Below are 24,465 nucleotides of genomic sequence, written 5' to 3'. Positions count from 1 at the left end.
GGGCGCCCCGTCGACGTCAGGGGCGCTCGTCGGGGCGAGCCGTGCGCACCATGTCCTGGTAACGCGGGTGGCTGGCACCGTAGACGGCGTAGTTGAGACGGGCGTGCGTGAGGCTCAGGTCGCCGTTGGGACCGCCCCGGACGGCGTCGGCGTCGGCGTCGGTCTGGCCGTCGTCGGTCCAGAAACAGACGGGGCAGGTCCCCCCGCCGGTTCGGGATGCACAGCAGGGACAGCCCACAGGAACCACATGCTCACCCACCGGAGAAGCATTCCACAGTCGAACATCAGCCCGATACCCGCAGGAGGTCCCCCGGGGAGGTCGCGAGGAGGTCCGCGGCCCGCCCGCCGTTGACAGCGACAGCGACCAGGCCGGCCGAATCGACGTACGCCACCAGGCCACCGGCCGGGGCGTCGCCGAAGGTCCGACCGTGCACCGCCACAAGGGCCGGCACCGGCCCCGGCGGGCCCACCCGGAGCGTGGCCGGCAGCGGATCGAGCAGCTCGGCCGGGGCGGCCAGTTGGACGTTGCCGAAGTGGTCCACGGTCAGCACCTCTGCGGTGAAGCCCTCCGCGTCGCGGGTCACCGTCGGCGTCGGAAGTCGCACCAGCCCGGCCGGGTCGACCGGCGGGCCCGCGTCGGCCAGCGGCGCGCCGAGCGCCAGCCGGGCCGCCACCGGCGCGAAGACGTCGCGGCCGTGGAACGTGTCGGACACCCGGGGCGCAAGCCAGCGCGACCCGGTCAGCTCGACCGCGTCGGTCACCCCACCGAGCGCGGTGGCCGCGTCCAGCAGCAACCCGTTGTCCGGGCCGACCAGCAACCCGCCCGGGGTGGCCAGGGCGACTCCCCGTCGGGCGGTGCCCACGCCCGGATCGACCACCGCCACGTGCACTCCCACCGGCAGGTACGGCACGGTCTGCGCCAGCACGGCGGCACCGCGCCGGACATCCGCCGGCGGCACCAGATGGGTCACGTCGATCACCCGGGCGGCCGGCGCGATCCGGGCGACGACCCCGTGGCAGGCGGCCACGAAGCCGTCGGTGAGGCCGTAGTCGGTGGTCAGCGAGATCCAGGGCACTGCGGACATGCCCGCAGGCTAGTAGAACCGCGGCGTGCTGGCGGATACGGGACAGCGCAGTGGCCGACCGGCCCCTCCCGCCGCCGGAGGACGTTGGGCAGACTGCCCTGGTGACAACTCGGAACCTCCCCGCAGTCGGAATCCTGCTGGTCGCCGTCGCCCTCAGCGCCGGTTGTGGCAGTGACGACGACGGCAGCCCGACCGCGAACCCGTCCGTCTCGTCCGAGGCGGCCCCGACCGGCCTGCCGACGCCCCAGACCGCACCCAGTGCCGACGGCACGACCCCGCCCTCCGCCGCCGCACAGGGCACGACGCAGCGGCGGCCGGCCAGCCCGCCGCCGGTGGTGCTGCCCAAGCGCCCGGCCGCTGCGCCCGGCGCGAAGCAGGTGGTCGACGCTTTCCGGGCCGCCGGCCTGAAGGTGCCGCGCCCGAAGGACCGCTCGGTCGACTGTGGGCCGGACGGCCTCGGCCTGGGTTGTTCCGAGCTGATGGCTACCGACGCCGTCACCGTCTACGTCTTCCCGGACGAAACCAGCGCCAGCGACATCGCGGAGACCTGGGCTGGCCAGTCGTACCGGCGTGGCGCCGTGGTGCTGAACTACCTGGAGGCGAAGACCCCGGCCGCCGACCGCCCGCGCTACGAGAAGGTGCTCAACGACCTGCACTGAGCGCTGACACGTCGGCGTGGCCGAGACGTGCTGTTCTATTGGCTGTGATGTCTGTGAGTCATCGTGATGACTCACAGACATCAGGCTCTGTACGGCTTTGCCCTCGGCGGAGGTTTGGCTGGCCGGTTGGGCATCGGGCGCCGATCGGCGCGTGCGCTCGTTCGCGTTGCTCGACCGGCAGCCGTGCACACCCGGCACACAGTGGTGGGCCGTCACCGAACTGTCAGCCGCGCAGGCGCAGGCCGCGGGGGGTGGCCCGGAAGCCGGCGGCGGTCAACGCGTCCCGCAGCGGCGACGAGTGCACCGCCTCGCCATCGGCCCGCTCCACCGACATCGCGCCCAACGCCCCGGAGTGGACGGCGTCGGCGAGCGCCTTGCCGGCCGCGCCGAGCGTGTCGGTGTCGTCGGTGAAGGAGAGCAGCGTTCGGCCGCCGCGTTCGACGTAGAGGACGAGGTCACCACCGACCTGCACCACCAGGGCACCGGCCTTGCGACCGGCCCGGTGCCCGGTCGCCGGGGTGGCACCGTCGCCGGAGTCGATCACCCGTTCCGGCCAGGGCAGCGCCGCGCCGTACGGGTTGGCCGGGTCGGTCGCCGCGAGCACAGTGGCCACCGTGCCCCGACCCCGGCCGTCGGTCGGCTCGGCCAGCGCGCGCAGCCGGTCCACCGCACCGGGTACGGCGAACTGCGCCGCCCCGAGCCCCTCGACGAAATAACCCCGGCGGGCCGCGCCGCGCTCCTCCAGCGCCGACAGCACCGGGTAGACCGCCGAGAACCCGCCGACCACCTGCTCGGCCATCACCGCCCCCCGGGTGACCACCCCGTGCCGCTCCAGCAACAGGTCGGCGAGCGCGGCGGCGCGCCGGGTCGGGTCGAGGTCCCGATCCGGGAGACGCGACCAGCGGCCGGCGACCGTCGGCGGGCCACCCCGGGTCGGCAGCGCCACCCGACCGGGCCGCCGGTAACGAGTGCGGGGCGCGGACGGCCGGGAGCGGTGCGCGCCGCCGGCACCGAGCACCGCGCGCAGCGGGGCGAGGGTGTCGTTGCTGAGGTGCCCCGCCCAGACCAGATCCCAGATCACAGTTGTCAACGCGGCGTCGTCGGTCGACCCGACCCGGTCGGCCAGCGGGCGGAAGAAGAGCGCCTGCCCGTCGCCGAGCGCGTCGAGCACCGCGTCGTGCAGCGGGGTACGGGTCAACGCCTCGTCGGGCGGCGGGAGCAGCAGCGGCGCGGCGTCCGCGTACGCCAGGGTGACCCAGCCATCGCCCCCGGAGATCGCACCCGAACCCGCCCAGAGCACCTCCCCGCTGGCGCACAGCTCGTCGAGCTGGGCGGGGGAGTAGTCCGCGACCCGGGCGGGCAGCACCAACCGCTCCAGCGCGGACGCCGGCACCGCAGTGCCCTGCAACTGCTCCACGGTGGCGGCGAGCGCCTCCACACCTCGGGCGGACGAGCCGACCTGCTGCCAGCGCGGCAGGAACGTGGCGAGGGCCCGGGGCGGCACCGGCTCGATCTCCCGGCGCAGCGCGGCGAGGGAGCGGCGGCGCAGCATCCGCAGCACCTCGGCGTCGCACCACTGGGCGCCGGCGGAATCCGGAGTGAACTCACCGGACACCACCCGCCCGGTGGCGCCGAGCCGGCGCAGCGCCTGCTCGACCACGAAAACCCCGAGCCCGAACCGGGCCGCGCAGCTGGCCGCGGCGAACGGCCCGTGGGTGCGGGCGTAGCGGGCCACCAGGTCACCGAGCGGGTCGGCCACCGGGGCGAGGTACGCCTCGGCCACCCCCATCGGCAGCGCCACGCCGAGGGCGTCGCGCAGGCGGGCGGCGTCCTCGACGCCCACCCAGCGCTGCTCGCCCGCGATCCGGACCCGCAGCACCCGGCGGGTGGCCTCCAGCTCGCTGAGCCACGTCTGCGGCACACCCCGCTCGGTCAACTCGGCGTCGCTCAGGTCACCGAGCACCCGTAGCAGCTCGACGACGTCCTCGGCGTCGCGGGGGCGGCGCTGATCGGTAAGCCACCGCAGCTGCCGGTCGGTCTCGATGAGTACCGCCGGGTCGAGCAGCTCCCGCAGGTCAACCCGGCCGAGCAGTTCGCCGAGGAGCGTGGAGTCGAGGGCGAGGGCGGCGGCGCGGCGCTCGGCCAGCGGGGCGTCGCCCTCGTAGAGGAACGCGCCGACGTAGCCGAAGAGCAGCGACCGCGCGAACGGCGACGGCGCGCTGGTCTCCACCTCGACCAGCCGAACCTTGCGGGTGGCCAGGTCGCGCATCAACCCGGCCAGCGCGGGTTGGTCGAAGACGTCCTGGAGGCACTCCCGAGCCGCCTCCAGGGTGACCGGGAAGTCCGCGTACTCGCGGGCGACGTCGAGCAGTTGCGCGGCGCGTTGCCGTTGCTGCCAGAGCGGTTGGCGGCGGCGCGGGTCGCGGCGCGGCAGCAGCAGCGACCGGGCGGCGCACTCCCGGAAACGGGCGGCGAAGAGGGCGGAGGTGCCGACCGACTCCTCCACGAGCTGGGTGATCTCGTCGGGCTCGAAGACCACCACGTCGGCGCCGGGCGGCTCGTCGGCGGTGTCCGGCAGACGCACCACGATGCCGTCGTCGGAGGGCATCACCTGCGCGTCGACCCCGTACCGCTCGGCCAGCCGGCGGCCCACCGCGAGGGCCCAGGGTCCGTTGACCCGGGCACCGAGCACGCTGTGCACGGCCAGGCGCCAGTCACCCAGCTCGTCGCGGAACCGTTCGACCACTACCGTGCGGTCGTCGGGCAGCGAGCGGGTCGCCTCCCGCTGCTCGCGCAGGTAGGCCATCAGGTTGCCGGCGGCCCAGTCGTCCAACCCGCCGTCGCGCAGCGCGGCCAGGGCCGCCTCGTCGGTCTGGCGCAGCAGGGCGCGCACCCGGGCGCCGATGGCCCGGCCCAGCTCCACCGGCCGACCCAGCTGGTCGCCCTTCCAGAACGGCATGCGCGCGGCCTGGCCCGGGGCGGGCGACACCAGCACCCGGTCCGGAGTGATCTCCTCGATCCGCCAGGAGGACGAGCCGAGCAGGAAGACGTCGCCGACCCGGGACTCGTAGACCATCTCCTCGTCCAGCTCGCCGACCCGGGCGGCCCGCTCGGCGCCGGCCAGGAACACCCCGAACAGGCCCCGGTCGGGGATCGTTCCGCCGCTGGTCACCGCGAGGCGTTGCGCTCCCTGGCGGCCGGTGAGCAGATCGGTGGCCCGGTCCCAGACCAGCCGGGGACGCAGCTCGGCGAACGCCGTGGACGGGTAGCGGCCGGAGAGCATGTCGAGCACTGCGTGCAGCGCCGAGTCGGGAAGCTCGGCGAAGGGAGCGGCCCGGCGGACCAGCACCGCCAGGTCGCCGAGCGGCCACGGCTCCAGCGCCACCATCGCGACGATCTGCTGGGCCAGCACGTCCAGTGGGTTGCGCGGGTAGTGCAGCTCCTCGATCGCGCCGGCGGTCATCCGCTCGGCGACCACCGCGCAGGAGAGCAGGTCGCCGCGGTGCTTGGGGAAGACCACCCCCCGCGAGACCGCGCCCACCTGGTGCCCGGCCCGGCCGACCCGTTGCAGGCCGGCGGCCACGCTGGGCGGCGCCTCGATCTGCACCACCAGGTCGACCGCGCCCATGTCGATGCCGAGCTCCAGGCTGGAGGTGGCCACCACCGCCGGGAGCTGGCCGGACTTGAGCGCCTCCTCGATGTGCTTGCGTTCCTCCCGGGAGACGCTGCCGTGGTGGGCGCGCGCGATCACGGGCGCCGCGCCGGTGGCCGCGCCGGACTGGGCCATCACCTCGGCCGGCGGCCGGTTGCGCACCGGACCGGCGGGGCCACCCCAGCGCTGCGCGCCGGAGGCCGGGTCGCCGTCGCCCGCCGGGTCGTCGCCGGTCGGCAACCCCTCCGGTACGCCGATCGCGCCCTCGCCCGACGCGGACGCCGCCACCGCCTCGGCGGCGAGCTCGTTGAGCCGGGCGCAGAGTCGCTCGGCGCTGCGCCGGGAGTTGGTGAAGACGATTGTCGAGCGGTGCTGCCCGATGAGCGTGAAGACCCGCTCCTCCACGGCCGGCCAGATCGACGCCCGACGTGGCCCGGGGCCGCCGAGGTCGTCCTCCGGTGGCTGCTCCTGCTCGTCCAGGCGGGTCATGTCCTCCACCGGGACCTGCACGCTGACCTCGATGGTCTTCGGGGTGGCCGGCTGCACCACGTCGACCGGGCGGGCACCGCCGAGGAACTGCGCGCAGGCGTCGATCGGCCGGACGGTGGCCGAGAGGCCGATGCGCTGTGCCGGGGCGGGCAGCAACTCGTCGAGGCGTTCGAGGGAGAGGGCGAGGTGGGCGCCGCGTTTGCTGCCGGCCACCGCGTGCACCTCGTCGACGATCACCGTCTGGACGCCGCGCAGCGAGTCGCGAGCCGCTGACGTGAGTAGCAGGAACAGCGACTCGGGCGTGGTGATGAGGATGTCCGGCGGCGTGCGGGCGAAAGCTCGGCGCTCGTCGGCGGGTGTGTCGCCGGTGCGCATGCCGACGGTGATGTCGGGCGGTGCGACGCCCAACCGGGTGGCCGCCTGCCGGATGCCGGCCAGCGGGGCGCGCAGGTTGCGCTCCACGTCGACGGCGAGAGCCTTGAGCGGGCTGACGTAGAGCACGCGGCACCGTTGGCGGGCCTCGGCCGGTGCTGGCTCGCGGGCGAGTCGGTCCAGCGACCAGAGAAAGGCCGCGAGCGTCTTGCCCGAGCCGGTGGGCGCCACCACCAGCGCGTTGCGGCCGGCGGCGACCGACCGCCAGGCGCCGGTCTGCGCGGCGGTCGGGGCGGCGAAGGCGTTGTCGAACCAGGCGCGGGTGGCCGGGCCGAACCCGGCCAGCACCGCGCCGGCGTCTGCCTCTGCCCCGGTCACCGGTCCATCGTGCCCCGCCGGTCCGACATCCACGAGCGACCTCACGACGGAATGAGCCAGCAAAAGGCAAAAAGCGTGGAACGTGCGCTTAATACGTTAAGTCTCACTTAACTGCTTGCTTCTGAGGAGCAACATAAAGTAACTTCACTCGCAACGCGAACCGGGGTGAGGTGATCTGATGGCCGGCGAGCAGCGCACTGTCGAACCGGGCACCGACGTGCTGATTCGCAAGGTCGACAGCCACCTCGCCGCGCTCCGCGCCGGTCTGCACGGCCCCGAGCTGGCGCTCGCCGAACGCCTCGCCCACTGTCTGCGCGAGATGGTTCTCTGCACCGCCCAGGCCAGCGCCGCCGACCGGGGTCAGGTCCGCGTTGCCGTGCACTACTTCGTGCTGCGTCGCGAGAGCCGTGGCCGCCTGCTGTCGGTGCGGTCGCTGACCGCCGCCGAGCGGGTGGTCGACCGGGTCGCCCGCCAACTCGGCCGCCTCGACCTGCTGGCCGAGCTGGGCCGTGAGCGCCCCACCCCCGACGACGCGCAACCCTTCAACAACGCCCTCCTGCACTGACAGACCCCCCCACCCCACCCCCGACCCACCCCCACCCCCACCCCGCCCCGCCCCGTCGATCATGGAGTTGTGGTGGGGGACAAGGGCCCTGAAGCAGGCCAAACCAGGCACCACAACTCCATGATCCACGGGGGCGGCCTGTTCGTTCCCGCGATCTTGCACGTGCGGTCGCGGCACAGGGGGCGTTCCGTGCGTCTCGACAGCCGGAACTGCACGATCGGCGCGGGCGGGGAGGTTGCGAGTCCGGGGTGCGGTTGAGGCGCGCCATGCGGCTGGCGGGCGAATTCCGGCAAAACCGCCCGGCGGGGGAGGAACTGGCGTCTGATCGCTGCTAGGCGCCACCGCTGCCACGGGCGTCGGCCATGTCGGATCGGGAGCGCAGGTGCTGGTACTGCTCGTCCTCCATCTCGTGGCGGCCCTCGCCGCGCCCGTGCTCGTCCGCTGGTGGGGTCCGCGCGCGTGCTACCCGCTGGCGCTCGCGCCGGCCGCCGCGTTCTGCTGGGCGGCGGCTCGCACCCCGGCCGTCGCCGACGGCGGGGCGGTGGTCGAGACGTACCCGTGGATCCGGCAGTTGGGCCTCGACATCGCGTTCCGGCTCACCACGCTGTCCTGGCTGATGACGCTGCTGATCGGCGGCGTCGGCGCGCTGGTGCTGGTCTACAGCGCCCGCTACTTCGGTGCCGGTTCCATCGGGCTGGCGCAGTTCGCCGCGGTCCTGGTCGCGTTCGCGGGCGCGATGCTCGTCCTGGTCTTCGCTGACGACCTGCTGCTGCTCTACGTCGGCTGGGAGCTGACCACGATCTTCTCGTACCTGCTGATCGGGCACAGCACCGAACGGCGCTCCAGCCGCTGGGCGGCGGCGCAGGCGTTGACAGTCACCACGCTGGGCGGCCTCGCCATGCTGGTCGGCTTCATCATGCTGGGCGAGCACGCCGGCACCTACCGTTGGTCGCAGATCAGCGCACAGCCGCTGCCCGGCGGCGGGTACCTGGTGGGCGCCGTGCTGCTGATCCTGGCCGGTGCGCTGTCCAAGTCGGCGGTGCTGCCGTTCAGCTCGTGGCTCCCGGTGGCGATGGCGGCACCCACGCCGGTCAGCGCCTACCTGCACGCCGCCGCCATGGTCAAGGCCGGCGTCTACCTGGTCGGGCTGCTCGCCCCGGTGCTCGCCACTGTCGGCCCGTGGCGGCCGGTGGTGCAGGTCGCCGGCGTGGCGACCATGCTGCTCGGCGGGTGGGCCGCGCTGCGCCAGACCGACCTCAAGCTGCTGCTGGCGTACGGGACTGTCAGTCAGCTCGGCCTGCTGGTCGCGGTGACCGGCTCGGGAACACCGGACGCCGCACTGGCCGGCACCGCGATGCTGCTGGCACACGCCCTGTTCAAGGCGGCGCTGTTCCTTGTCGTCGGCATCATCGATCACGGTGCCGGCACCCGTGACCTGCGCGAGCTGTCTGGGCTGCGGCACTGGTCCCGGCCGCTGGTCGTGGTCGCCGTGCTGGCCGCGGCGTCGATGGCCGGTGTGCCGCCGCTGGTCGGCTTCGTGGCCAAGGAGGCGGTGTTCGGGGCGTTCACCGACCAGCCACTGCTCCTCACCGGTCTGGTCGCCGGGACGGTGCTCACCGTCGCGTACAGCGCCCGCTTCCTCTGGGGCGCGTTCGCCGACCGGCCCGGTGTGGCGCCGGTCCCGCCGGGGCCGATCGCCGCGTCGCTGCTGGTCCCGCCGGCGGTGCTCGCCGGTGTCGGTCTGCTCGCCGGTCCGGCCGCGAGCGTGCTCGACGACCTGCTGCGCCCGTACGCCGATCTGCTCGGCGGGGTCGACGCGCACCTGGCGCTCTGGGCCGGACCGACCCCGGCGCTCGGCCTGTCGGTGCTGGCGCTCGTCGGCGGCGGCCTGCTCTTCGCAGTGCGCGGGCCGCTCACCCCGGTGCTGGCCCGGCTCCGATCGCCGGTGCGGGGAAACCAGGGGTACGAGTGGGTCATCGGCCGCTTCGACCGGCTGGCCATCGACGTCACCAGCGCCACCCAGCGCGGCTCACTACCGCAGTATCTGGGCATCATCCTGGTCACCCTGGTGCTGGTGCCGGGCGCGGCGATGCTCTCGGCCAGCCCCTGGCGGGCGCGGATTCCGCTCTGGGACAGCGCGCTGCAACCGGTGGTCGTCGTGGTGATCACGGTGGCGGCGGTGCTGGCGGTCGGCGCCCGTCGCCGGCTGACCGCGATGCTGCTGGTGGGCATGACCGGCTACGGCACGGCGATGTTGTTCGTGCTGCACGGAGCGCCCGACCTGGCGCTCACCCAGTTTCTGGTGGAAACGTCGACGATAGCGGTCTTCGTGCTGGTGCTCCGTCGCCTGCCGGAGCGGTTCTCGGCCCGTCCGCTGCGCCGTACCCGCTGGGCCCGTCGGGTGATCGGGGTGGCGGCGGGGGTGGTGGCCGCCGGGTTGGCCCTCACCGCCGTCGGGGCGCGCCGGGCACCGGACATCTCCGCCGCCTTTCCCGACCTGGCGGTGGCGCAGGGGTACGGCCGCAACGTGGTCAACGTGACCCTTGTCGACATCAGGGCCTGGGACACGATGGGCGAGCTGGCGGTGCTGGTGGTGGCCGCGACCGGGGTGGCCAGCCTGATCTTCGAGCGCTCCCGCACCGGGCCGCGGCCGCGCCGGCCCGGTTCCGAGCAGGGGGTGGGTGGACGCGGCCGGCCGGTCTGGCTGCGCGGTGGTCCGACCCTCTACGAGGAGCGCCGCTCGATCGTGTTGGAGGTGGTCACCCGGCTGATCTTCCACACCGTTGTGTTGTTCTCGCTGTTCCTGCTCTTCTCCGGGCACAACGCGCCGGGTGGCGGGTTCGCCGGCGGGCTGGTGGCGGGTCTCGCCCTGGTGGTGCGTTATCTGGCCGGCGGCCGGTACGAGCTGACCGAGGCGGCCCCGATCGGCGCCGGAGCGATTCTCGGGGCCGGGCTGGCCATGGCTGTCGGCAGTGGCGTGGTGGCGCTGCTGGTTGGCGGGTCGGTGCTGGAGAGCGCGAAGGTCGACCGGGTCCTGCCACTGATCGGCGACGCCCATCTGGTCACGTCGCTCTTCTTCGACATCGGCGTCTACCTGGTCGTGATCGGGTTGGTGCTGGACATTCTGCGCAGCCTCGGTGCCGAGGTGGACCGGCACATCGAGGCCACCGGCGCAGCTGCCGGCGGGTTGGCCGTCGACAAGGGGGACCGGGCATGAGCGCGAGGAGCGAGTCGGGTTTGCGAGCCCCGCGGGCGCGAACAGAGGTGGCGCTGTGACGCGGAGCGGTGCGGGGCCGACGTTGGTGCTGGTGCTGGCCGTCGCGGTGCTGGTCGGGTGCGGTGTGATCCTGCTGTTGGAGCGCAGCCTGACCCGGATCCTGCTCGGGGTGGTCATGCTCGGCAACGGGGTGAACCTGTTGATCCTGTTGGGCGGGCGGTCGGGCGGGGCGCCGGTCGTCGGCACCGGTCCGGTGGACCGGATGAGCGACCCGCTGCCGCAGGCGATGGTGTTGACCTCCATTGTGATCACCTTCGGGTTCACCGCGTTCCTGCTCGCTGTGGCGTACCGCAGCTGGTATCTCTCCGGCGATGACGAGGTGCCCGACGACCTGGAGGACCGGCAGATCATCCGGCGGGCCGGCCGCAACGAGGTGGGCGCGGCCGATCGCGGTGGGGAGGGCCCGAACGGCGACCCGGAGCAGGTCGATCCCGAGCCGGCCCGCCGCCGGCTACGCCGCCGGGACGAGTCGTGATGCGCACCCTGGTGCCGCTGCCGGTGGTGGTGCCGCTGCTCGGTGCGGCGCTGACCCTGCTGCTGGCCGGGAAGCCCCGACTCCAGCGTGCGATCAGTGTGCTGTGCCTGAGCGGCACGCTCACGGTGGCGGTGCTGCTGCTGGTGCAGGCGTACCGGCACGGGCCGGTGGTGGTGGCGGTCGGGGGGTGGCCGGCGCCGGTCGGCATCGTCCTGGTGGCCGATCAACTGGCCGCGCTGCTGCTGGTGGTCTCCTCGGCGGTGACCCTCTGCGTGCTGCTCTACTCGATCGGCCAGGGTCGCAGCGATACCAGCGAGAGTTCGCCGGTGTCGATCTTCCACCCGACGTACCTGGTGCTCACCGCCGGCGTCACCAACGCGTTCCTGGCTGGTGACCTGTTCAACCTCTTCGTCGGGTTCGAGATCCTGTTGGCCGCGAGCTTCGTGCTGATCACCCTGGGGGGCACCGAGACCCGGATCCGGACCGGGTCGACGTACGTGGTGGTCAGCATCCTCTCCTCGATGATCTTCCTGACCTCGGTGGGTCTGGTGTACGCGGCCACCGGCACGCTCAATCTCGCCCAGCTCGCCCAGCGTCTCGACGACCTGCCCGACGGTGTCCGACTGGCCCTGGAGTTGATGCTGCTCCTGGCCTTCGCGGTCAAGGCGGCGGTCTTCCCCCTGTCGGCCTGGCTGCCGGACAGCTACCCCACCGCGCCGGCCCCGGTCACCGCCGTCTTCGCGGGTCTGCTCACCAAGGTGGGTGTCTACGCGATCATCCGTACCGAGACGTTGCTGTTTCCCGGTGGGCGTGCCCACATCCTGCTCATGGTCGTCGCCGGACTGACCATGGTGATCGGCATCCTCGGTGCGGTGGCCCAGTCCGACATGAAGCGACTCTTCTCGTTCACACTGGTCAGTCACATCGGCTACATGATCTTCGGGGTGGCGTTGAGCACCGCCGCCGGCCTCTCCGGCGCGATCTTCTACGTGGTGCACCACATCACCATCCAGACCACGCTGTTCCTCGTCGCCGGGCTGGTCGAGGAACGTGCCGGCAGCACCGACCTGCGCCGTGTCGGAGGGCTGGCCCGGGTGGCGCCGCTGCTGGGTGTGCTCTTCTTCATCCCGGCGATGAACCTCGCCGGAGTGCCGCCGTTCTCCGGCTTCCTCGGCAAGCTCGGTCTGCTCCAGGCCGGGGTGGCCGCCGGCGGGCCGCTGCCCGGGGTGCTGGTCGCGGCCGGGACGCTGACCAGCCTGCTCACCCTGTACGTGGCGTCCCGGGTGTGGAACATCGCCTTCTGGCGCGCGCCCCGGCTGGCCACCAGCAAGCCGGTCGTCCAGTTGCCGCGACTGATGGTCGGCGCCACAGTTGCCCTGGTCGCCATCGGGCTGGCGTTGACAGTGCTGGCCGGTCCGCTCTTCGACGTCACCGCCGACGCTGCCGCGGACCTGCGGCTGCGCACTCCGTACGTCCGTGCCGTGCTGCCGGGCGGTGTGCCGTGACCGGCGCCCCGGAGCCGGCTCCCGACGCCCCCGGGCCCGCCGTGGTGGGGCGGGGCCGGCTCGGGCGCTGGCGGGACCAGGCGGTGGCGCTCGGGTGGCTGGTGGTGGTCTGGAGCCTGCTCTGGGGCGACATCAACTGGGCCAACCTGGTCGGTGGCCTGCTGGTGGGCGCGGCCGTGCTGGTGTTCTACCCGCTGCCGGCGGTCAGCTTCGGTGGTCGGTTGCGACCGTGGGCGCTGCTGGTGTTCGCGGGCCGGTTCGCCGTCGAGCTGGTCACCGCGAGCCTGCACATCGCCCGGATCGCCGTGCAGTTCGGCTACCGACCGCGCGGGGCGATCATCGCGGTCCGGTTGCGGGTGGCCACCGACCTGAACCTGGCGCTCACCGCCGAGGTGGTCTCGTTGGTGCCGGGCACGTTGATCCTCGAGGTGGACCGGGACTCCGGAACGCTCTACCTGCACGTCCTGGACACCCACGGCCCCGCCGACCTCGGCGTGGCCCGAGCCCGCGCGCTCGCCGTCGAGCGGCGGATCGTCCGCGCGGTCGGCTCCAGCAGCGAGCTGCGCCGACTTGACGTCACCTCACCCGAGAAGGGAACCCGCCCGTGACCACCTTCCTGGCCGTCGTCCTCACCGCACTGCTGTCGGTCACCGCGCTCCTCGCGCTGACCCGTCTCTACCGTGGCCCGTCGCTGGTGGACCGGGTGATCGCCGCGGACATGCTGCTCGCCACGATGGTCGGCGCGGTGGGCGCCGAGGCGGCGGTCAACCGGCACGCCACCACGCTGCCCGTGCTGGTGGTGCTCTCCCTGCTCGGCTTCGTGGGCTCGGTGTCGCTGGTCCGCTTCGCCGTCCGGGAGCAGCAGTGATCGCGACGATCGCGGACTGGCTCGGCGCCGGTTGTCTGGTGGCCGGCGCGCTGCTCGCCCTGGCTGCCGGGATCGGCGTACTGCGTTTCCCGGACGCGCTGTCCCGGATGCACGCGGCCACCAAGCCGCAGGTGCTGGGGGTGCTCCTGTTGCTGCTGGGCATCGCGTTGCGGCTGCGGTCACTGGCCGACCTGGGCATGATCCTGCTGGTGGCTGTCTTCCAGTTGGCGACCGCGCCGGTGGCCGCGCAGATGATCGGGCGGGCCGCGTACCGGTCGGGGCGGCTCGACCGGAGCCTGCTCGACGCCGATGAGCTGGCCGAACGCGGACCAGGCGGCGGGTCGGCGGGCCCGGCGTGACGACGGCCACGCGCCGGGCCGGCCGACCCGGCGGGACGCTGGAGGCGTCTGCTGAACCGGACGTTGCGCTCCTTCGGCCCACCCCCAGCGGAGTCCCAGCCAGCGCCGATAAAATGACGGCATGATCGACTCTTCTGCCCAGGAGGGCAGCAGTAGCCAGCCGGGTCGTGCCCGGCATATCCCCGTACCGACGACCCCGGGAGCCCTGAGCGACCCGTGTTGATCGTCGTTGGTCTCCTTCTGATCACCATCCTCACTGCCGCCACCGGCTACTTCGTGGCGCAGGAGTTCGGCTACGTGGCAGTGGACCGGGGCAAGCTGCGCCAGCTCGCCGATGACGGCGACCAGGCCGCCGCCCGGGCCCTCACCGTCACCAGCCGGCTCTCCTTCATGCTCTCCGGTGCCCAACTCGGCATCACCGTCACCGCGCTGCTGGTCGGCTACGTCGCCGAGCCGTACCTGGGCGGTGGTCTCGCCGACCTGCTCGGCGTGGCCGGCGTCAGCGAGGCGGTCAGCCTGCCGCTGTCGGTGGCGTTGGCCCTGGTCATCGCCACCGTCGTGCAGATGGTCCTCGGTGAGCTGGCCCCGAAGAACCTGGCCATCGCCCGGGCCGAACAACTGGCCCGGGCGCTGAGCCGCTCCACCCTGATCTACCTGGCCGTCGCCGGGCCGCTGATCCGGCTCTTCGACCGGGCCTCGGTCCGGCTGCTGCGCCGCATCGGCATCGAGCCGATCGAGGAGCTGCCCAGCGGCGCCACCCCGGCGGACCTGGAACAGATCATCGCCGAGTCCCGCGAGGAGGGCAGCCTCGACGCCGAGATGTCCACGCTGCTCGACCGAGGTCTGGACTTCCGCGAACTGACAGCCGGCGAAGCCATGGTGCCGCGCGTCGACGTGCACACCGTCAGGGGGCACGAACCGGTGAGCCGGGTGGTCGAACTGCTGGACACCGGCCACTCCCGCTTCCCGGTACGCGGTGCGGAGGGCGTCGACGACCTGCTCGGCATCGTCGGCATCGCCGACGTGCTCGGCGTACCCCCGGCGGAGCGGGCCACCACCCCGGTGAGCGCGGTGGCCGGGCCGCCGCTGCTCGTGCCGGAGACGTTGCCTCTGCCGACGGTGCTCGACCGCCTGCGGTCCGGGCACCGGCAGATGGCGTGCGTGGTCGACGAGTACGGCGGCTTCGCCGGTGTCATCACGCTGGAGGACATCGCCGAGGAGCTGGTCGGCCCGATCCGCGACGAGGACGACCCACCGGAGCGGGCACCGGCCCGGCAGGACGACGGGTCCTGGGTGGTGCCGGCCCGCTGGCGGATCGACGAGGTCGCCGACAGCACCGGCATCGCCCTGCCCGAGGCCCCCGAGTACGACACCCTGTCCGGGTTGGTGATGCGGGAGCTGGGCCGGGTGCCCGAGGTCGGTGACCGGCTGGAGATCAGCCTGCAGCCCGAGGGTGCGGACGGCGAGGACAACGAGATGGAGCCCCGGGCGTTGGTCGAGGTGCTGGCCGTGGACCGGCACGTGGCCGACTCGGTGCGGTTGCAGCTGACCAAACCCGAGGTGACCTCATGAGCCCCGGGATCGCACTGTTCAGTTCGGTGATCCTGCTGGCGCTGAACGGGTTCTTCGTGGCCGCCGAGTTCGCCCTGGTGGCCAGCAAGCGCTACCGCCTGGAGCAGGCGGCGGCGAACGGTGGCCGGGCGGCACGCGCCGCGCTGGACGGCGTCCGCGAGTTGTCGCTGATGCTGGCCGGCGCGCAGCTCGGCATCACGTTGTGCACACTGGGTCTCGGCGCGCTGGCCGAGCCGGCGATCGAGCACCTGCTCAGCCCCCTGCTGCACGCGGTGGGCATACCGGACGCGGCCAGTCACCTGATCGCCCTGGTCTTCGCCCTCGGGGTGGTGACCTTCCTGCACCTGGTGGTGGGGGAGATGGCACCGAAGTCGTGGGCGATCACCGACGCGGAGCGCTCGGCGACGCTGCTCGCGTTGCCGTTCCGCGCCTTCGCCCGGGTTTCCCGGCCTGTGCTCTCCGCGCTGAACGCCCTGGCCAACGCGATCCTGCGGCTGTTCGGCGTCAATCAGCAGGACCAGCTCGCCCAGGTGCACGGCCCGGACGAGCTGCGGATCCTGCTGGAGCAGTCCCGAGAGCACGGGCTGCTCGGCGCCGAGCAGCACCAACTGCTGACCAGCATGCTGGAGTTGCAGGGCACCTCGGTGGCGCAGGTGATGGAACCGTTCTCGACCATGGTCACCGTCCGCCGGGACGACCCGGCCGAGCGGATCGAAGAGGTCAGCCGGGGCAGCGGCCGATCCCGGCTCGCGGTACTCGACGAGGCGGGCGACGTGTGCGGGCTCGTGCACGTGCGGGAGGCGGTACGGGTGGTGACCACCGGCCGGGTCGCCACCGCCGGGGAGCTGATGACCCCCGCGTTCACCCTGCCGGCGACGTCCTCGGTCACCGAGGCGGTGGCGGCGATGCGGGCCCGGCAGTCGCAGCTCGCGCTGGTCCGCAATGGCGGTGGCCCGGCCCGGCCGATCGGGTTCGTGGCCCTGGAGGACCTCCTCGAGGAGGTCATCGGGGAGTTCGACGACGAGACCGACACGGTTCCGCGCGGGCGTCGGTTGCGCTGACCTGCCGACCCGGCCGCACTGATGAAGTGCGGCCGGGTCAACGCTCGGCCCGGCGGCGGGCTTGAGCCGACCCCGACCGGGTAGGCGCGCCTGGTGGGGCCGGCGGGGCCCCGTCCCGGGAGGGGGCGCGCGGTGCGGCTGACGGGAGTGTCCCCGCAATCCGGTGGCACCGGGCTCTCCGTGCAGACCACGCTGCCCAACCCGAGTACCCGCCCGGGCCTTCGCCTGCCGGGGCGGGTGACCCTCGCGGCCGGCCCGGAGGACGTGCTGGTGCGGCACATCCGACTTGGCCTCGTCACCACTGTCGAGCCGGACGATCCGGCCGCGGCCCGACGTCTCGTGCAGTTTCACCACCTGCCGATCGCTGGCCGGTTCGTCGTACCGGCCGGTCGGCGGCGGGCTGTCGACTTCGCGTTCCCGCTGCCGTGGGAGACCCCGCTGACCACCTTCGGTGGGGTGCCGCTGCTGAGCCTGCGGATGGGCCTGCGGACCGAGGTGTCACTCGACCCCGACCTCGACCAGGGGGCCATGGTGCCGGTGTTCGTGCATCCGATCCCCACCCAGCAGCACGTGCTGGCGGCGCTGGACACGCTGGGCTTCATGATCCGCCAGTCCGGGTTGCAGGAGGGCGGGTTGCCGGGGGTGGAGCACACCCTGCCGTTGCACCAACGCTGGGGCTACTGGGTGGGGCCGCTCTACGCCGGCCCGATCACCGAGCTGGAAGTGATCTTCGTGACCAACTCGGCGGGCCTGGAGGCGATCCTCTGGATGGATCGCCGGCTGGCGCTGGCCGGAATCACCCACCAGAGCATCAGCCGGTTCCGGATCTGGCACGAGGACGCCGACCGGCGGGACTGGGTCGCCACCGTCGACGGCTGGATCCGCCAGGCGATCAACCGGCACGCCGCCGCGGCCGCGCACGCCGACTGGTCCGCGCAGATCGCGGGGTCGGCCCACGTCAGCCGCCATCCCGACGAGCCGATCCGCCCAGGCTACGGCCTAGGCGGCACCGCCGGCGGCGCGGGCGTGGGAGGCGGCGGCTCCGGCGGCGACGGCACCTGACCCCCCACCCCGCAGCACCCTCCCCCCGCCCACCCTGCGCGCCCCCGCCCTCCCGCCCGCCCCCGCGCCCCCGCCCTCCCACCCCCGCGCCCCCGCCCTCCCGCCCCCGCGATCTTGCAGTTTCTGCGGCGACGAACCGGCTTAGAGCGCGCGTTTCGACGACCGAAAGTGCAAGATCGCGGGGGTGGGAGGGGTGGCGGTGGCGGGCTGGTCGGTGCTGACGGGCGGGTTAGCCGGCGTTGGCGGTGGCCAGCTTGAGGCTGAAGGCCAGGAACAGGGCTGCCACGGCCGTGGTGCCGCCCGCCGCCAGGCGGCGGCGTTGGCGGAACTGGGCGGCCAGGAAGGTGCCCGCGAAGATCAACGCGGTCAGGTAGAGCGCGCTGGTCACCTGCGCAATCAGCCCGAGCAGCAGGAACGACAGCGCCGGCCAGGCGTAGCCGGGGTCGACGAACTGGATGAAGAACGAGATGAAGAACAGGATCGCCTTCGGGTTCAGCAGGCTGATCACCAGCGCCTTGCGGAACGGGCTGCGCATCGCCGCCGGCTCCGCGGCGTCGATGAGCCGCGGCGTACTCGGGTCGTTGCGGTCGCGCCAGCGCCGCACGGCGCCGAGCAGCATGGTCACCCCTACATAACCGAGGTACGCGGCACCGGCGTACTTGATCACCATGAACAGCGGCGGGTAAGCCTTGAGCAGCGACGCCACCCCGGCGGCGGAGAGGAACATCAGCACCCCATCGCCGACGAACACGCCACCGGCGGCCCGGTAGCCGACCGCGACGCCCCGCTTGGCCGCCGTGGAGAGCACGAAGAGTGAGTTCGGCCCGGGCAGCAGGATGATGGCCACTGTGCCCAGCACGTACGTCCAGATGTCGGTGATCCCCAGCACGCCCGCCATCATCACGCCACCGGTGCCGTCCGCAGAAGTCTTTCTCGCAGCCTGGCCTGTGCGTTCGGCCACTCGTCGACTGTCATCGCGTACTGCACGGTGTCCCGCCAGGAGCCGTCCGGGCGTTGCCGGTGCATCCGCAGCACCCCTTCCCGGGTCGCGCCGAGCCGTTCGATGGCCGCCTGGGAGCGGACGTTGCGGATGTCGGTGTGCCAGGCGACCCGTACCGCGCCCAGGTCGTCGAAGGCCCGGCTGAGCAGCAGCAGCTTGGCCTCGGTGTTGATTCCGGTACGCCACCACTGCCGGCCGAGGAAGGTGTGGCCGATGGCCACCGCCCGCCGCTCCGGGTCGATGTCGTAGTAGGAGGTGCTGCCCACCACCGACCCGGTCGTGGCGCACCGCTGCACCCAGGCCACCCGTTCGCCCCGGTGCTGGGCGGCCAGGGCCGCGCCGATCACCTCGGCCGTTTCGGCGGGGGCGGTGGGCGGCGCGACGCTGAGGTGCCGCCACACCACGGGGTCGGCTGTGGCGGCGTGCAACTCGTCGGTGTGGGCCAGCTCCAGCGGCTCCAGCCGAACGTGTTCGCCGTGCAGCGGCACCGGGTCGTGCCAGGGCGTGCGGGGCGTGCGCAGGTACGCCGGCAGCGGCGCGGTGACTCCGGCGTCCGGCTCGGGTGCCCCGGCGGTCAGTCGCAGCGGCAGTACGCCGGCCCAGTGCGGCAGGTCCAGGTCGGTCTCGTCCTCGCGGACGCCGCCGGTGCGGGCCCGGACGGACACCTCGCGCAGTGGCAGCGCCAGTACGGCGGTCTCGGCCAGTTCGCGACGGCTGGGCGGACGGGTGGCGGTGCTGCGTCCCGCGCCGACCTTCTCGACCAGCGCGGTGAGCATGGCGAGCTTCTCCCGCTCGTCGGTGACCAGTCGGGCGGTGCCGTGCGCGACGACCGAGCGGTAGTTGGCGCTGTGGTGGAACTGGGAGCGGGCGTAGACGAGCCCGTCGAGCAGTGTCACCGCGACGCAGACCGGCAACCCGTCGTCGCCGCGGGCGGCGAGCAGCGGCCGACTGCCGGTGGAGCCGTGCAGGTAGAGCGTGTCGCCGATGCGGACGTGCAGGGTGGGCAGCACCCGTGGCTGGCCGTCGACTGTGAAGCTGAGCGCGCAGTCGTACGCCTCGTCGAGCACGGCGTGGGCGGCGGCCTGGTCGTAGCTCATCTTGTCGCGGGAGCGGTGGGGTGTGGTCCGGGCGGTGGGTGGATACATGCGCGCGCCCCTTTGTTCTAGTACAATCTCTTGTTTGTGTCAGCACGCTATCAGCTCACCGGTACGACAGCCGTCGAGATTTCGGCCAGCATCGAGTCGGGCATCCGTACCGGCGCCCTGCCACCGGGGGCCGCGCTGCCGCCCGTGCGGGCACTCGCCGCCGAGTTGGGGGTCAGCCCCGCCACCGTCGCCCGCGCCTACCAGGAGTTGCGCCAGCGCGGCCTGCTCGCCACCGCCGGTCGGCACGGCACCCGGGTACGCCCCCGCCCGCCGGTGGCCGCCCGCCGCTCCGCGCTGCGCCCCCCACCGTTGCCCGGCGCCCGAGACCTGTCCCGGGGTGAACCCGACCCCCGTCTGCTGCCCCCGCTGGGCCCGCACCTGGCGGCGCTCGCCATCGAGAACGGCCCGTCGGTCGGTTACTCCGATGCCGGAGTGCTGCCCGAACTGGCCGAGGTGGCCCGTGCCCGGCTGCGCGCCGACGGCGTACCGGCCGGGGAGTTGACGCTCACCGGCGGTGCGCTGGACGGCATCGAACGGTTGCTCGGCGCCCACCTGCGCCCCGGCGACGCGGTGGCGGTCGAGGACCCGGGCTGGGCCAATCTGCTCGACCTGGTCGCCGCGCTGGGCCTGCGCCCGATCGGCGTACCACTGGACGACGAGGGGCCGCTGGTCGCCGGGGTGGCCGCGGCGCTCGCCGCCGGAGCGCGGGCGCTGATCGTCACCAGCCGGGCGCAGAATCCGACCGGCGCCGCCGTCTCCGCGGCCCGCGCCGAGGCGCTGCGGACACTGCTCGCCGGCCGACGGGACCTGCTGCTGATCGAGGACGACCACGCTGCCGAACTGGCCCGGGTACCCCTGCACCCGCTCGCCGGTGCGACAGCGAGTTGGGCCTTCCTCCGTTCGGTGAGCAAGCCCTTCGGCCCGGACCTGCGGATGGCGGTGCTGGTCGGCGACGAGACGACAGTGGCCCGGGTGAGCGGCCGTACCCGGGTCGGCGCCGGCTGGGTCTCCACGGTGCTGCAACGCCTGGTACTCGCCCTGTGGCGGGACCCGGCGGTCACCGAGTTGGTGCGGCGGGCGGCACAGAGCTACGAGCAGCGCCGCGATGGCTTGCTCGCCGCGCTGGCCGAGCACGGCCTGACCGCACACGGTCGCAGCGGCATCAACGTCTGGCTGCCGGTCGCGGACGAGACCAGCACTGTGACAGCGCTCCGCGACGCGGGTTGGGCGGTGGCCCCCGGCGCGCTCTACCGGATCGCCGCCCCGCCGGCCCTGCGCATCACCGTCAGCTCCCTGGACGCCGCCGACCTGGCCCCGCTGGCCGCCGCCCTGGCCCGTGCCGAAAACCCACCCCAATTCCAGGGCTTTCCCGCCTGATCCCGCGATCTTGCGGGTTGTGGTGGCGAAATGTCGGGCCTGTCCCAGGTTGGCTGGCGCAGAAAGTGCACGATCGCGAGGATTCGGGGCGGCGGGGACGGGTATGCGGGCGCCCGGAGGTGGGGGACATGGCGTCTGGTGGGGCTCGTAAGGGGATCTGGATCGCGGTGGCGGTGGCGATCATCATCGTCATCATCGTGCTGATCGCGATCGCGTCCGGCGGCGACGGAGGCGGAAACGGGTACTGACGCGTAGCGGCCGGGGCGTATCCGGCGGCGAGCATCGAACGGGTATATAACAGTCGGCATGGCCGAGCAGACCGGGAGCGCTCCGGGCGCCCAGCGGTTCATCCCGCCCGACGCCGACACCATCGACGACCTGCGTACCGCCGCCGGCGCCTGCCGGGGCTGCGAGCTGTACCGGGACGCCTCGCAGACGGTCTTCGGTCGCGGCGACGAGAGCGCCCGCGTGGTGCTGGTCGGCGAGCAGCCCGGCGACATGGAGGATCAGAAGGGGCTGCCCTTCGTCGGCCCGGCCGGACGCCTGCTGCGCCGCGCGGTCGACGACGCCGGGCTGGACCCGGGTCACCTCTACCTCACAAATGCCGTAAAACACTTCCGTTTTGAGCTGCGCGGCAAGCGGCGGATCCACCAGACCCCGGACCAGGTGCACATCACCGCCTGCCGCCCCTGGTTGGTCGCCGAGTTCGCCCGGCTGCGTCCGGAGGTCGTGGTGGTGCTCGGCGCTACCGCCGCCAAGGCGCTGCTCGGCCCGTCCTTCCGGGTCACCCGGCAGCGGGGCGAGCTGCTGCCCTGGCCGGAGTCGGCCCAACATCCCGCGGACTTCGAACAGGTGCCGGTGGACAACGCCGGAAAGCGGGCCGACGCGCCGCAGGCTCGGCTGCTGGCCACCATCCACCCGTCCGCCGTCCTGCGGGCCGACGACCAGGACAAGGCGTACGAGGGCCTGGTCGCCGACCTCACCGTCGTCACCCGCGCCCTGCCCGGCTGACCGGCGACCGCCAGCGACAGTGCGTCGCGGATCGCGTGCGTGGGTAACGGGGGTCGATGGGCGTAGACAATGTGGAGCGTCGTGCGGATGTGCCGGCAGTGGCCGCCGCCGGGCATCGCGGAAGAGGGAAGCGGTTCTTCGAGCGGGCGACCGGCTTGCAGCTCATGGCCGTGTACTGGGTGCCGATGACGGTGCTCATCGGGCTGCCGGTGCGCTGGCTCTTCGACCGACAGGAGTCACTTGTCGAGGCCGTACTGGGCGCCGCTCTGAACACCGTCTGGATCGGCCCCTCGATCTATCTGGGGCAGCGCGTGGTGGGCGAGGCCCGGCAGGATCCCGAGGGGTACCCGCTACGCCAGGCAGTGCGCACCGGCACCGTGCCCGAGGACGACGCGGTACGGGCCGACCTGCCCGGCTATCTCGCCGGGCAGCGGCGGGCCACCTGGGCGGCGCTGCTGTCCGTCCTGGGCATCTCCCTCGGGCTGATCCTGCTGGCTCTGCTCGCCGCCGACAACGAGGGCTTCGCGGTGATCTTCGGCGCGGTCGCCGCCGTCAGTGCGGCCGTCGCCGCGCTCACACTGACTCGGATCGGTCGACTGGCATCCCTGCTGGACGCTCCCGACCCACCGGAAACACCAGGATCGCGTGGGTAGGACGGCTCAGCCGCTCGCCGTGATCCCGCTGAACACGTCCTTGACGGTGATCAACAGTGCCGCTCACCCGGCACATCGGTGTGGGTGACCCCGTTCCGGCGAAACCCACTGCCGCTGGTCGGTGTGGGTGCGCGAGGATGAGGCACCCCTTCCGACAGGAGCGCCGATGGCGACCGACCTGACCGCGCCGCGTACCGCAGCCCGACCCGACGTCGCGTCGATCCAGCGGCGTACCCTGCGGCTGCTCTTCACCACCCAGATCATCGGCGGAGTCGGTGTGACCATCGGCATCGCCGTGGGCGCGCTGCTCGCGGCCCGGATCGCCGGGACCGCGGTGGCCGGTGTCGCGCAGAGCGCCGGGGTGGTCGGCGCCGCGCTGCTCGCCGTCCCGGTCACCCGGATCATGGCGCGGCACGGCCGCCGGCCGGGTCTGGTGCTGGCGTACGCGGTAGGCGCCGTCGGTGGCCTGCTGGTGGTGCTGGCCGCTGCCACCCGCTGGGTGCCGCTGCTCTTCCTCGGCATGCTGCTCTTCGGCGGGGGCACCGCAGCGAATCTCCAGGCCCGCTACACGGCGGTGGATCTCGCCGAGCCGGCCCGCCGGGGGCGGCAGCTCTCCCTGATCGTCTGGGCCACCACCATCGGTGCGGTGGCCGCGCCGAACTTCGCCGCGCTGGCCGACCGGGTCACCACCGGCTGGGGGTTGCCCCCGCTGGCCGGACCGTTCGCGTTCAGCGCGGCAGCGTTCGTGCTGGCTGCCGTCGTACTCCTCGGGTTGCTCCGGCCCGACCCGTTGCTCACGGCGCGGCGGCTCGCGGCGGCCGACGCACCGGCCGCCGATCTGCCGCCGGCCGCCGACGCGACGGCGACAGCGGTGGCAGCCGAGGCGCCGGCGACAGGTGGCGGCGCGACCCCGGCCGCCGCGCCGGTCACTGTGCGCGCGCCGCGCGGCGCCGGGATGCGTGCGGCCTGGTCGGTGGTACGCGGACAGCCCGCCGCCCGACTCGGCATCGCCGCCGTGGCGGTGGGTCACCTGGTGATGGTGGCGGTGATGGCGATGACTCCGGTCCGGCTCGGTGAGTCGCACGCCGACGCCGACGTGTTGCGGCTGGTCGGCATCGTGCTGAGCCTGCACATCGCCGGCATGTACGCGTTCTCCCCGGTGGTCGGTTGGCTCACCGACCGGCTCGGTCGACGGACGGTGATCCTCGGTGGGGTCGGGCTGCTGCTGGCCGCCTGCGCTGTCGCCGGCACCGCCGGGCACCACACGCCTCGGCTCTCGGTCGGTCTGGTTCTGCTCGGGTTGGGCTGGTCGGGGACGATGGTGGCCGGCTCGACCCTGCTGTCCGAGTCGGTGGCGGCGGAGGTGCGCCCGAGCGTCCAGGGGCTGTCCGACCTGATCATGGGGCTGGCCGGGGCCGGCGCCGCAGTGGTCAGCGGGTTTGTCATGCAGTTCGCCGGATATCCCGTGCTCACCCTGCTCGCGGCGGTCGCGGCGGCGCCCCTGGTGGCGCTAGCGTTGCGCCCGGTGCCGACCGGGGCACCGGACGAGGAGGGCTGATCACTGTGCGGCTGACCGACTTCTGGACGCGGCTGGACGAGGCGTTCGGGCCCGGCTATGCGGCCAGCATCGCCCGCGATCAGGTGCTGTCCCAGCTCGGTGGGCGGACCATCGAGCAGGCCCTGGCATCGGGGGAGCAGACGCACGTGGTGTGGCGGGCGGTGTGTGCCGCGTACCCCGACCGAGTGCCCGCTCGACTACGCTGAGCAGCCTTTTCGCCGGTTCCGCGTGTCGCTTGTCCAGTCGTACACCTGTTCGGCTATTGTCCACAGCGGGGTGCTCGTCCACAGCTCGCGGCCCGTCGGCTGGTTTTCTGTCGGACCTAGCGCCTAGCGTGTCCGC

The 24,465-nt window shown here is 73.1% G+C and carries 21 protein-coding genes; 16 read left to right on the top strand and 5 right to left on the bottom strand.

Going from position 1 to position 24,465, the window contains the following annotated elements; genetic code table 11:
• Nucleotides 1–16 precede the first annotated feature (16 nt).
• On the bottom strand, nt 17–238 hold the full coding sequence (locus AB0B94_RS24035; protein ID WP_091400463.1) for a CPCC family cysteine-rich protein: 222 nt from the start codon (nt 236–238) through the stop codon (nt 17–19).
• A 46-nt stretch (nt 239–284) separates the two neighbouring features.
• Nucleotides 285–1,085 (bottom strand): SAM-dependent chlorinase/fluorinase, encoded by an 801-nt coding sequence (locus AB0B94_RS24030; protein ID WP_357284269.1) that lies wholly within the window; start codon nt 1,083–1,085, stop codon nt 285–287.
• Nucleotides 1,086–1,186: 101 nt separating this feature from the next.
• Here AB0B94_RS24030 and AB0B94_RS24025 point away from each other — a divergent pair, with 101 nt between their 5' ends.
• Nucleotides 1,187–1,744 carry a hypothetical protein gene (locus tag AB0B94_RS24025; protein WP_357284266.1) on the top strand — a complete coding sequence of 186 codons (558 nt, stop codon included), beginning with the start codon at nt 1,187–1,189 and terminating at the stop codon, nt 1,742–1,744.
• Nucleotides 1,745–1,967: 223 nt separating this feature from the next.
• Here AB0B94_RS24025 and AB0B94_RS24020 read toward each other — a convergent pair whose 3' ends face one another.
• Entirely contained in the window at nt 1,968–6,635 is a 4,668-nt protein-coding gene (locus AB0B94_RS24020; protein ID WP_357284263.1) for a DEAD/DEAH box helicase, read from the bottom strand.
• A 178-nt stretch (nt 6,636–6,813) separates the two neighbouring features.
• On the opposite strand from AB0B94_RS24020, the gene AB0B94_RS24015 reads away from it, so the two are divergent.
• The 10 genes from AB0B94_RS24015 to AB0B94_RS23970 all read left to right on the top strand — a co-directional run bounded on the left by AB0B94_RS24015 (nt 6,814) and on the right by AB0B94_RS23970 (nt 17,379).
• Entirely contained in the window at nt 6,814–7,200 is a 387-nt protein-coding gene (locus AB0B94_RS24015; RefSeq protein ID WP_357284259.1) for a hypothetical protein, read from the top strand.
• Between the two features lie 382 nt (nt 7,201–7,582).
• A complete protein-coding gene (locus AB0B94_RS24010) occupies nt 7,583–10,417 on the top strand; it encodes a Na+/H+ antiporter subunit A (protein ID WP_357284256.1) in 2,835 nt (944 codons plus the stop codon).
• A gap of 55 nt (nt 10,418–10,472) precedes the next feature.
• Nucleotides 10,473–10,952: a Na(+)/H(+) antiporter subunit C gene (locus tag AB0B94_RS24005; RefSeq protein ID WP_357284251.1), complete on the top strand. Its 480-nt coding sequence runs from the start codon at nt 10,473–10,475 to the stop codon at nt 10,950–10,952.
• A complete protein-coding gene (locus AB0B94_RS24000) occupies nt 10,952–12,457 on the top strand; it encodes a Na+/H+ antiporter subunit D (protein ID WP_357284248.1) in 1,506 nt (501 codons plus the stop codon). Before AB0B94_RS24005 ends, AB0B94_RS24000 begins: the two co-directional genes overlap by 1 nt.
• Nucleotides 12,454–13,065, top strand: coding sequence for a Na+/H+ antiporter subunit E (locus AB0B94_RS23995; protein WP_357284244.1), 612 nt, complete (start codon nt 12,454–12,456; stop codon nt 13,063–13,065). Before AB0B94_RS24000 ends, AB0B94_RS23995 begins: the two co-directional genes overlap by 4 nt.
• Nucleotides 13,062–13,325: a monovalent cation/H+ antiporter complex subunit F gene (locus tag AB0B94_RS23990; protein ID WP_112586633.1), complete on the top strand. Its 264-nt coding sequence runs from the start codon at nt 13,062–13,064 to the stop codon at nt 13,323–13,325. The genes AB0B94_RS23995 and AB0B94_RS23990 overlap by 4 nt, the downstream gene beginning before the upstream one ends.
• Nucleotides 13,325–13,684 carry a monovalent cation/H(+) antiporter subunit G gene (gene mnhG / locus AB0B94_RS23985; RefSeq protein WP_357284519.1) on the top strand — a complete coding sequence of 120 codons (360 nt, stop codon included), beginning with the start codon at nt 13,325–13,327 and terminating at the stop codon, nt 13,682–13,684. Before AB0B94_RS23990 ends, mnhG begins: the two co-directional genes overlap by 1 nt.
• A 216-nt stretch (nt 13,685–13,900) precedes the next feature.
• Complete coding sequence (locus tag AB0B94_RS23980; protein WP_357284236.1) at nt 13,901–15,256, top strand: hemolysin family protein; 1,356 nt, start codon at nt 13,901–13,903, stop codon at nt 15,254–15,256.
• Complete coding sequence (locus AB0B94_RS23975; RefSeq protein ID WP_238671794.1) at nt 15,253–16,317, top strand: hemolysin family protein; 1,065 nt, start codon at nt 15,253–15,255, stop codon at nt 16,315–16,317. The genes AB0B94_RS23980 and AB0B94_RS23975 overlap by 4 nt, the downstream gene beginning before the upstream one ends.
• Before the next feature lie 132 nt (nt 16,318–16,449).
• On the top strand, nt 16,450–17,379 hold the full coding sequence (locus AB0B94_RS23970) for a sporulation protein (RefSeq protein ID WP_357284231.1): 930 nt from the start codon (nt 16,450–16,452) through the stop codon (nt 17,377–17,379).
• Between the two features lie 229 nt (nt 17,380–17,608).
• On the opposite strand, the gene leuE is transcribed toward AB0B94_RS23970, so the two are convergent.
• Nucleotides 17,609–18,280: a leucine efflux protein LeuE gene (leuE, locus tag AB0B94_RS23965; RefSeq protein ID WP_357284228.1), complete on the bottom strand. Its 672-nt coding sequence runs from the start codon at nt 18,278–18,280 to the stop codon at nt 17,609–17,611.
• Complete coding sequence (locus AB0B94_RS23960; RefSeq protein ID WP_357284225.1) at nt 18,280–19,524, bottom strand: bifunctional pyridoxamine 5'-phosphate oxidase family protein/GNAT family N-acetyltransferase; 1,245 nt, start codon at nt 19,522–19,524, stop codon at nt 18,280–18,282. Before AB0B94_RS23960 ends, leuE begins: the two co-directional genes overlap by 1 nt.
• A 36-nt stretch (nt 19,525–19,560) precedes the next feature.
• Here AB0B94_RS23960 and AB0B94_RS23955 point away from each other — a divergent pair, with 36 nt between their 5' ends.
• The 5 genes from AB0B94_RS23955 to AB0B94_RS23935 all read left to right on the top strand — a co-directional run bounded on the left by AB0B94_RS23955 (nt 19,561) and on the right by AB0B94_RS23935 (nt 24,329).
• Nucleotides 19,561–20,901, top strand: coding sequence for an aminotransferase class I/II-fold pyridoxal phosphate-dependent enzyme (locus AB0B94_RS23955; RefSeq protein WP_357284222.1), 1,341 nt, complete (start codon nt 19,561–19,563; stop codon nt 20,899–20,901).
• Nucleotides 20,902–21,207: 306 nt separating this feature from the next.
• Complete coding sequence (locus tag AB0B94_RS23950; protein ID WP_357284218.1) at nt 21,208–21,912, top strand: UdgX family uracil-DNA binding protein; 705 nt, start codon at nt 21,208–21,210, stop codon at nt 21,910–21,912.
• 56 nt (nt 21,913–21,968) lie between these two features.
• Nucleotides 21,969–22,565: a hypothetical protein gene (locus AB0B94_RS23945; protein WP_357284215.1), complete on the top strand. Its 597-nt coding sequence runs from the start codon at nt 21,969–21,971 to the stop codon at nt 22,563–22,565.
• A gap of 166 nt (nt 22,566–22,731) precedes the next feature.
• Nucleotides 22,732–24,123 (top strand): MFS transporter, encoded by a 1,392-nt coding sequence (locus AB0B94_RS23940; protein ID WP_357284211.1) that lies wholly within the window; start codon nt 22,732–22,734, stop codon nt 24,121–24,123.
• Between the two features lie 5 nt (nt 24,124–24,128).
• Nucleotides 24,129–24,329, top strand: coding sequence for a DUF3046 domain-containing protein (locus AB0B94_RS23935; protein WP_030489422.1), 201 nt, complete (start codon nt 24,129–24,131; stop codon nt 24,327–24,329).
• Nucleotides 24,330–24,465: the final 136 nt, after the last annotated feature.

It is taken from the genome of Micromonospora sp. NPDC048986 (genome assembly GCF_040649335.1).
Taxonomy (GTDB): domain Bacteria; phylum Actinomycetota; class Actinomycetes; order Mycobacteriales; family Micromonosporaceae; genus Micromonospora; species Micromonospora alfalfae.
This window is presented reverse-complemented; position numbering and strand designations above follow the sequence as displayed.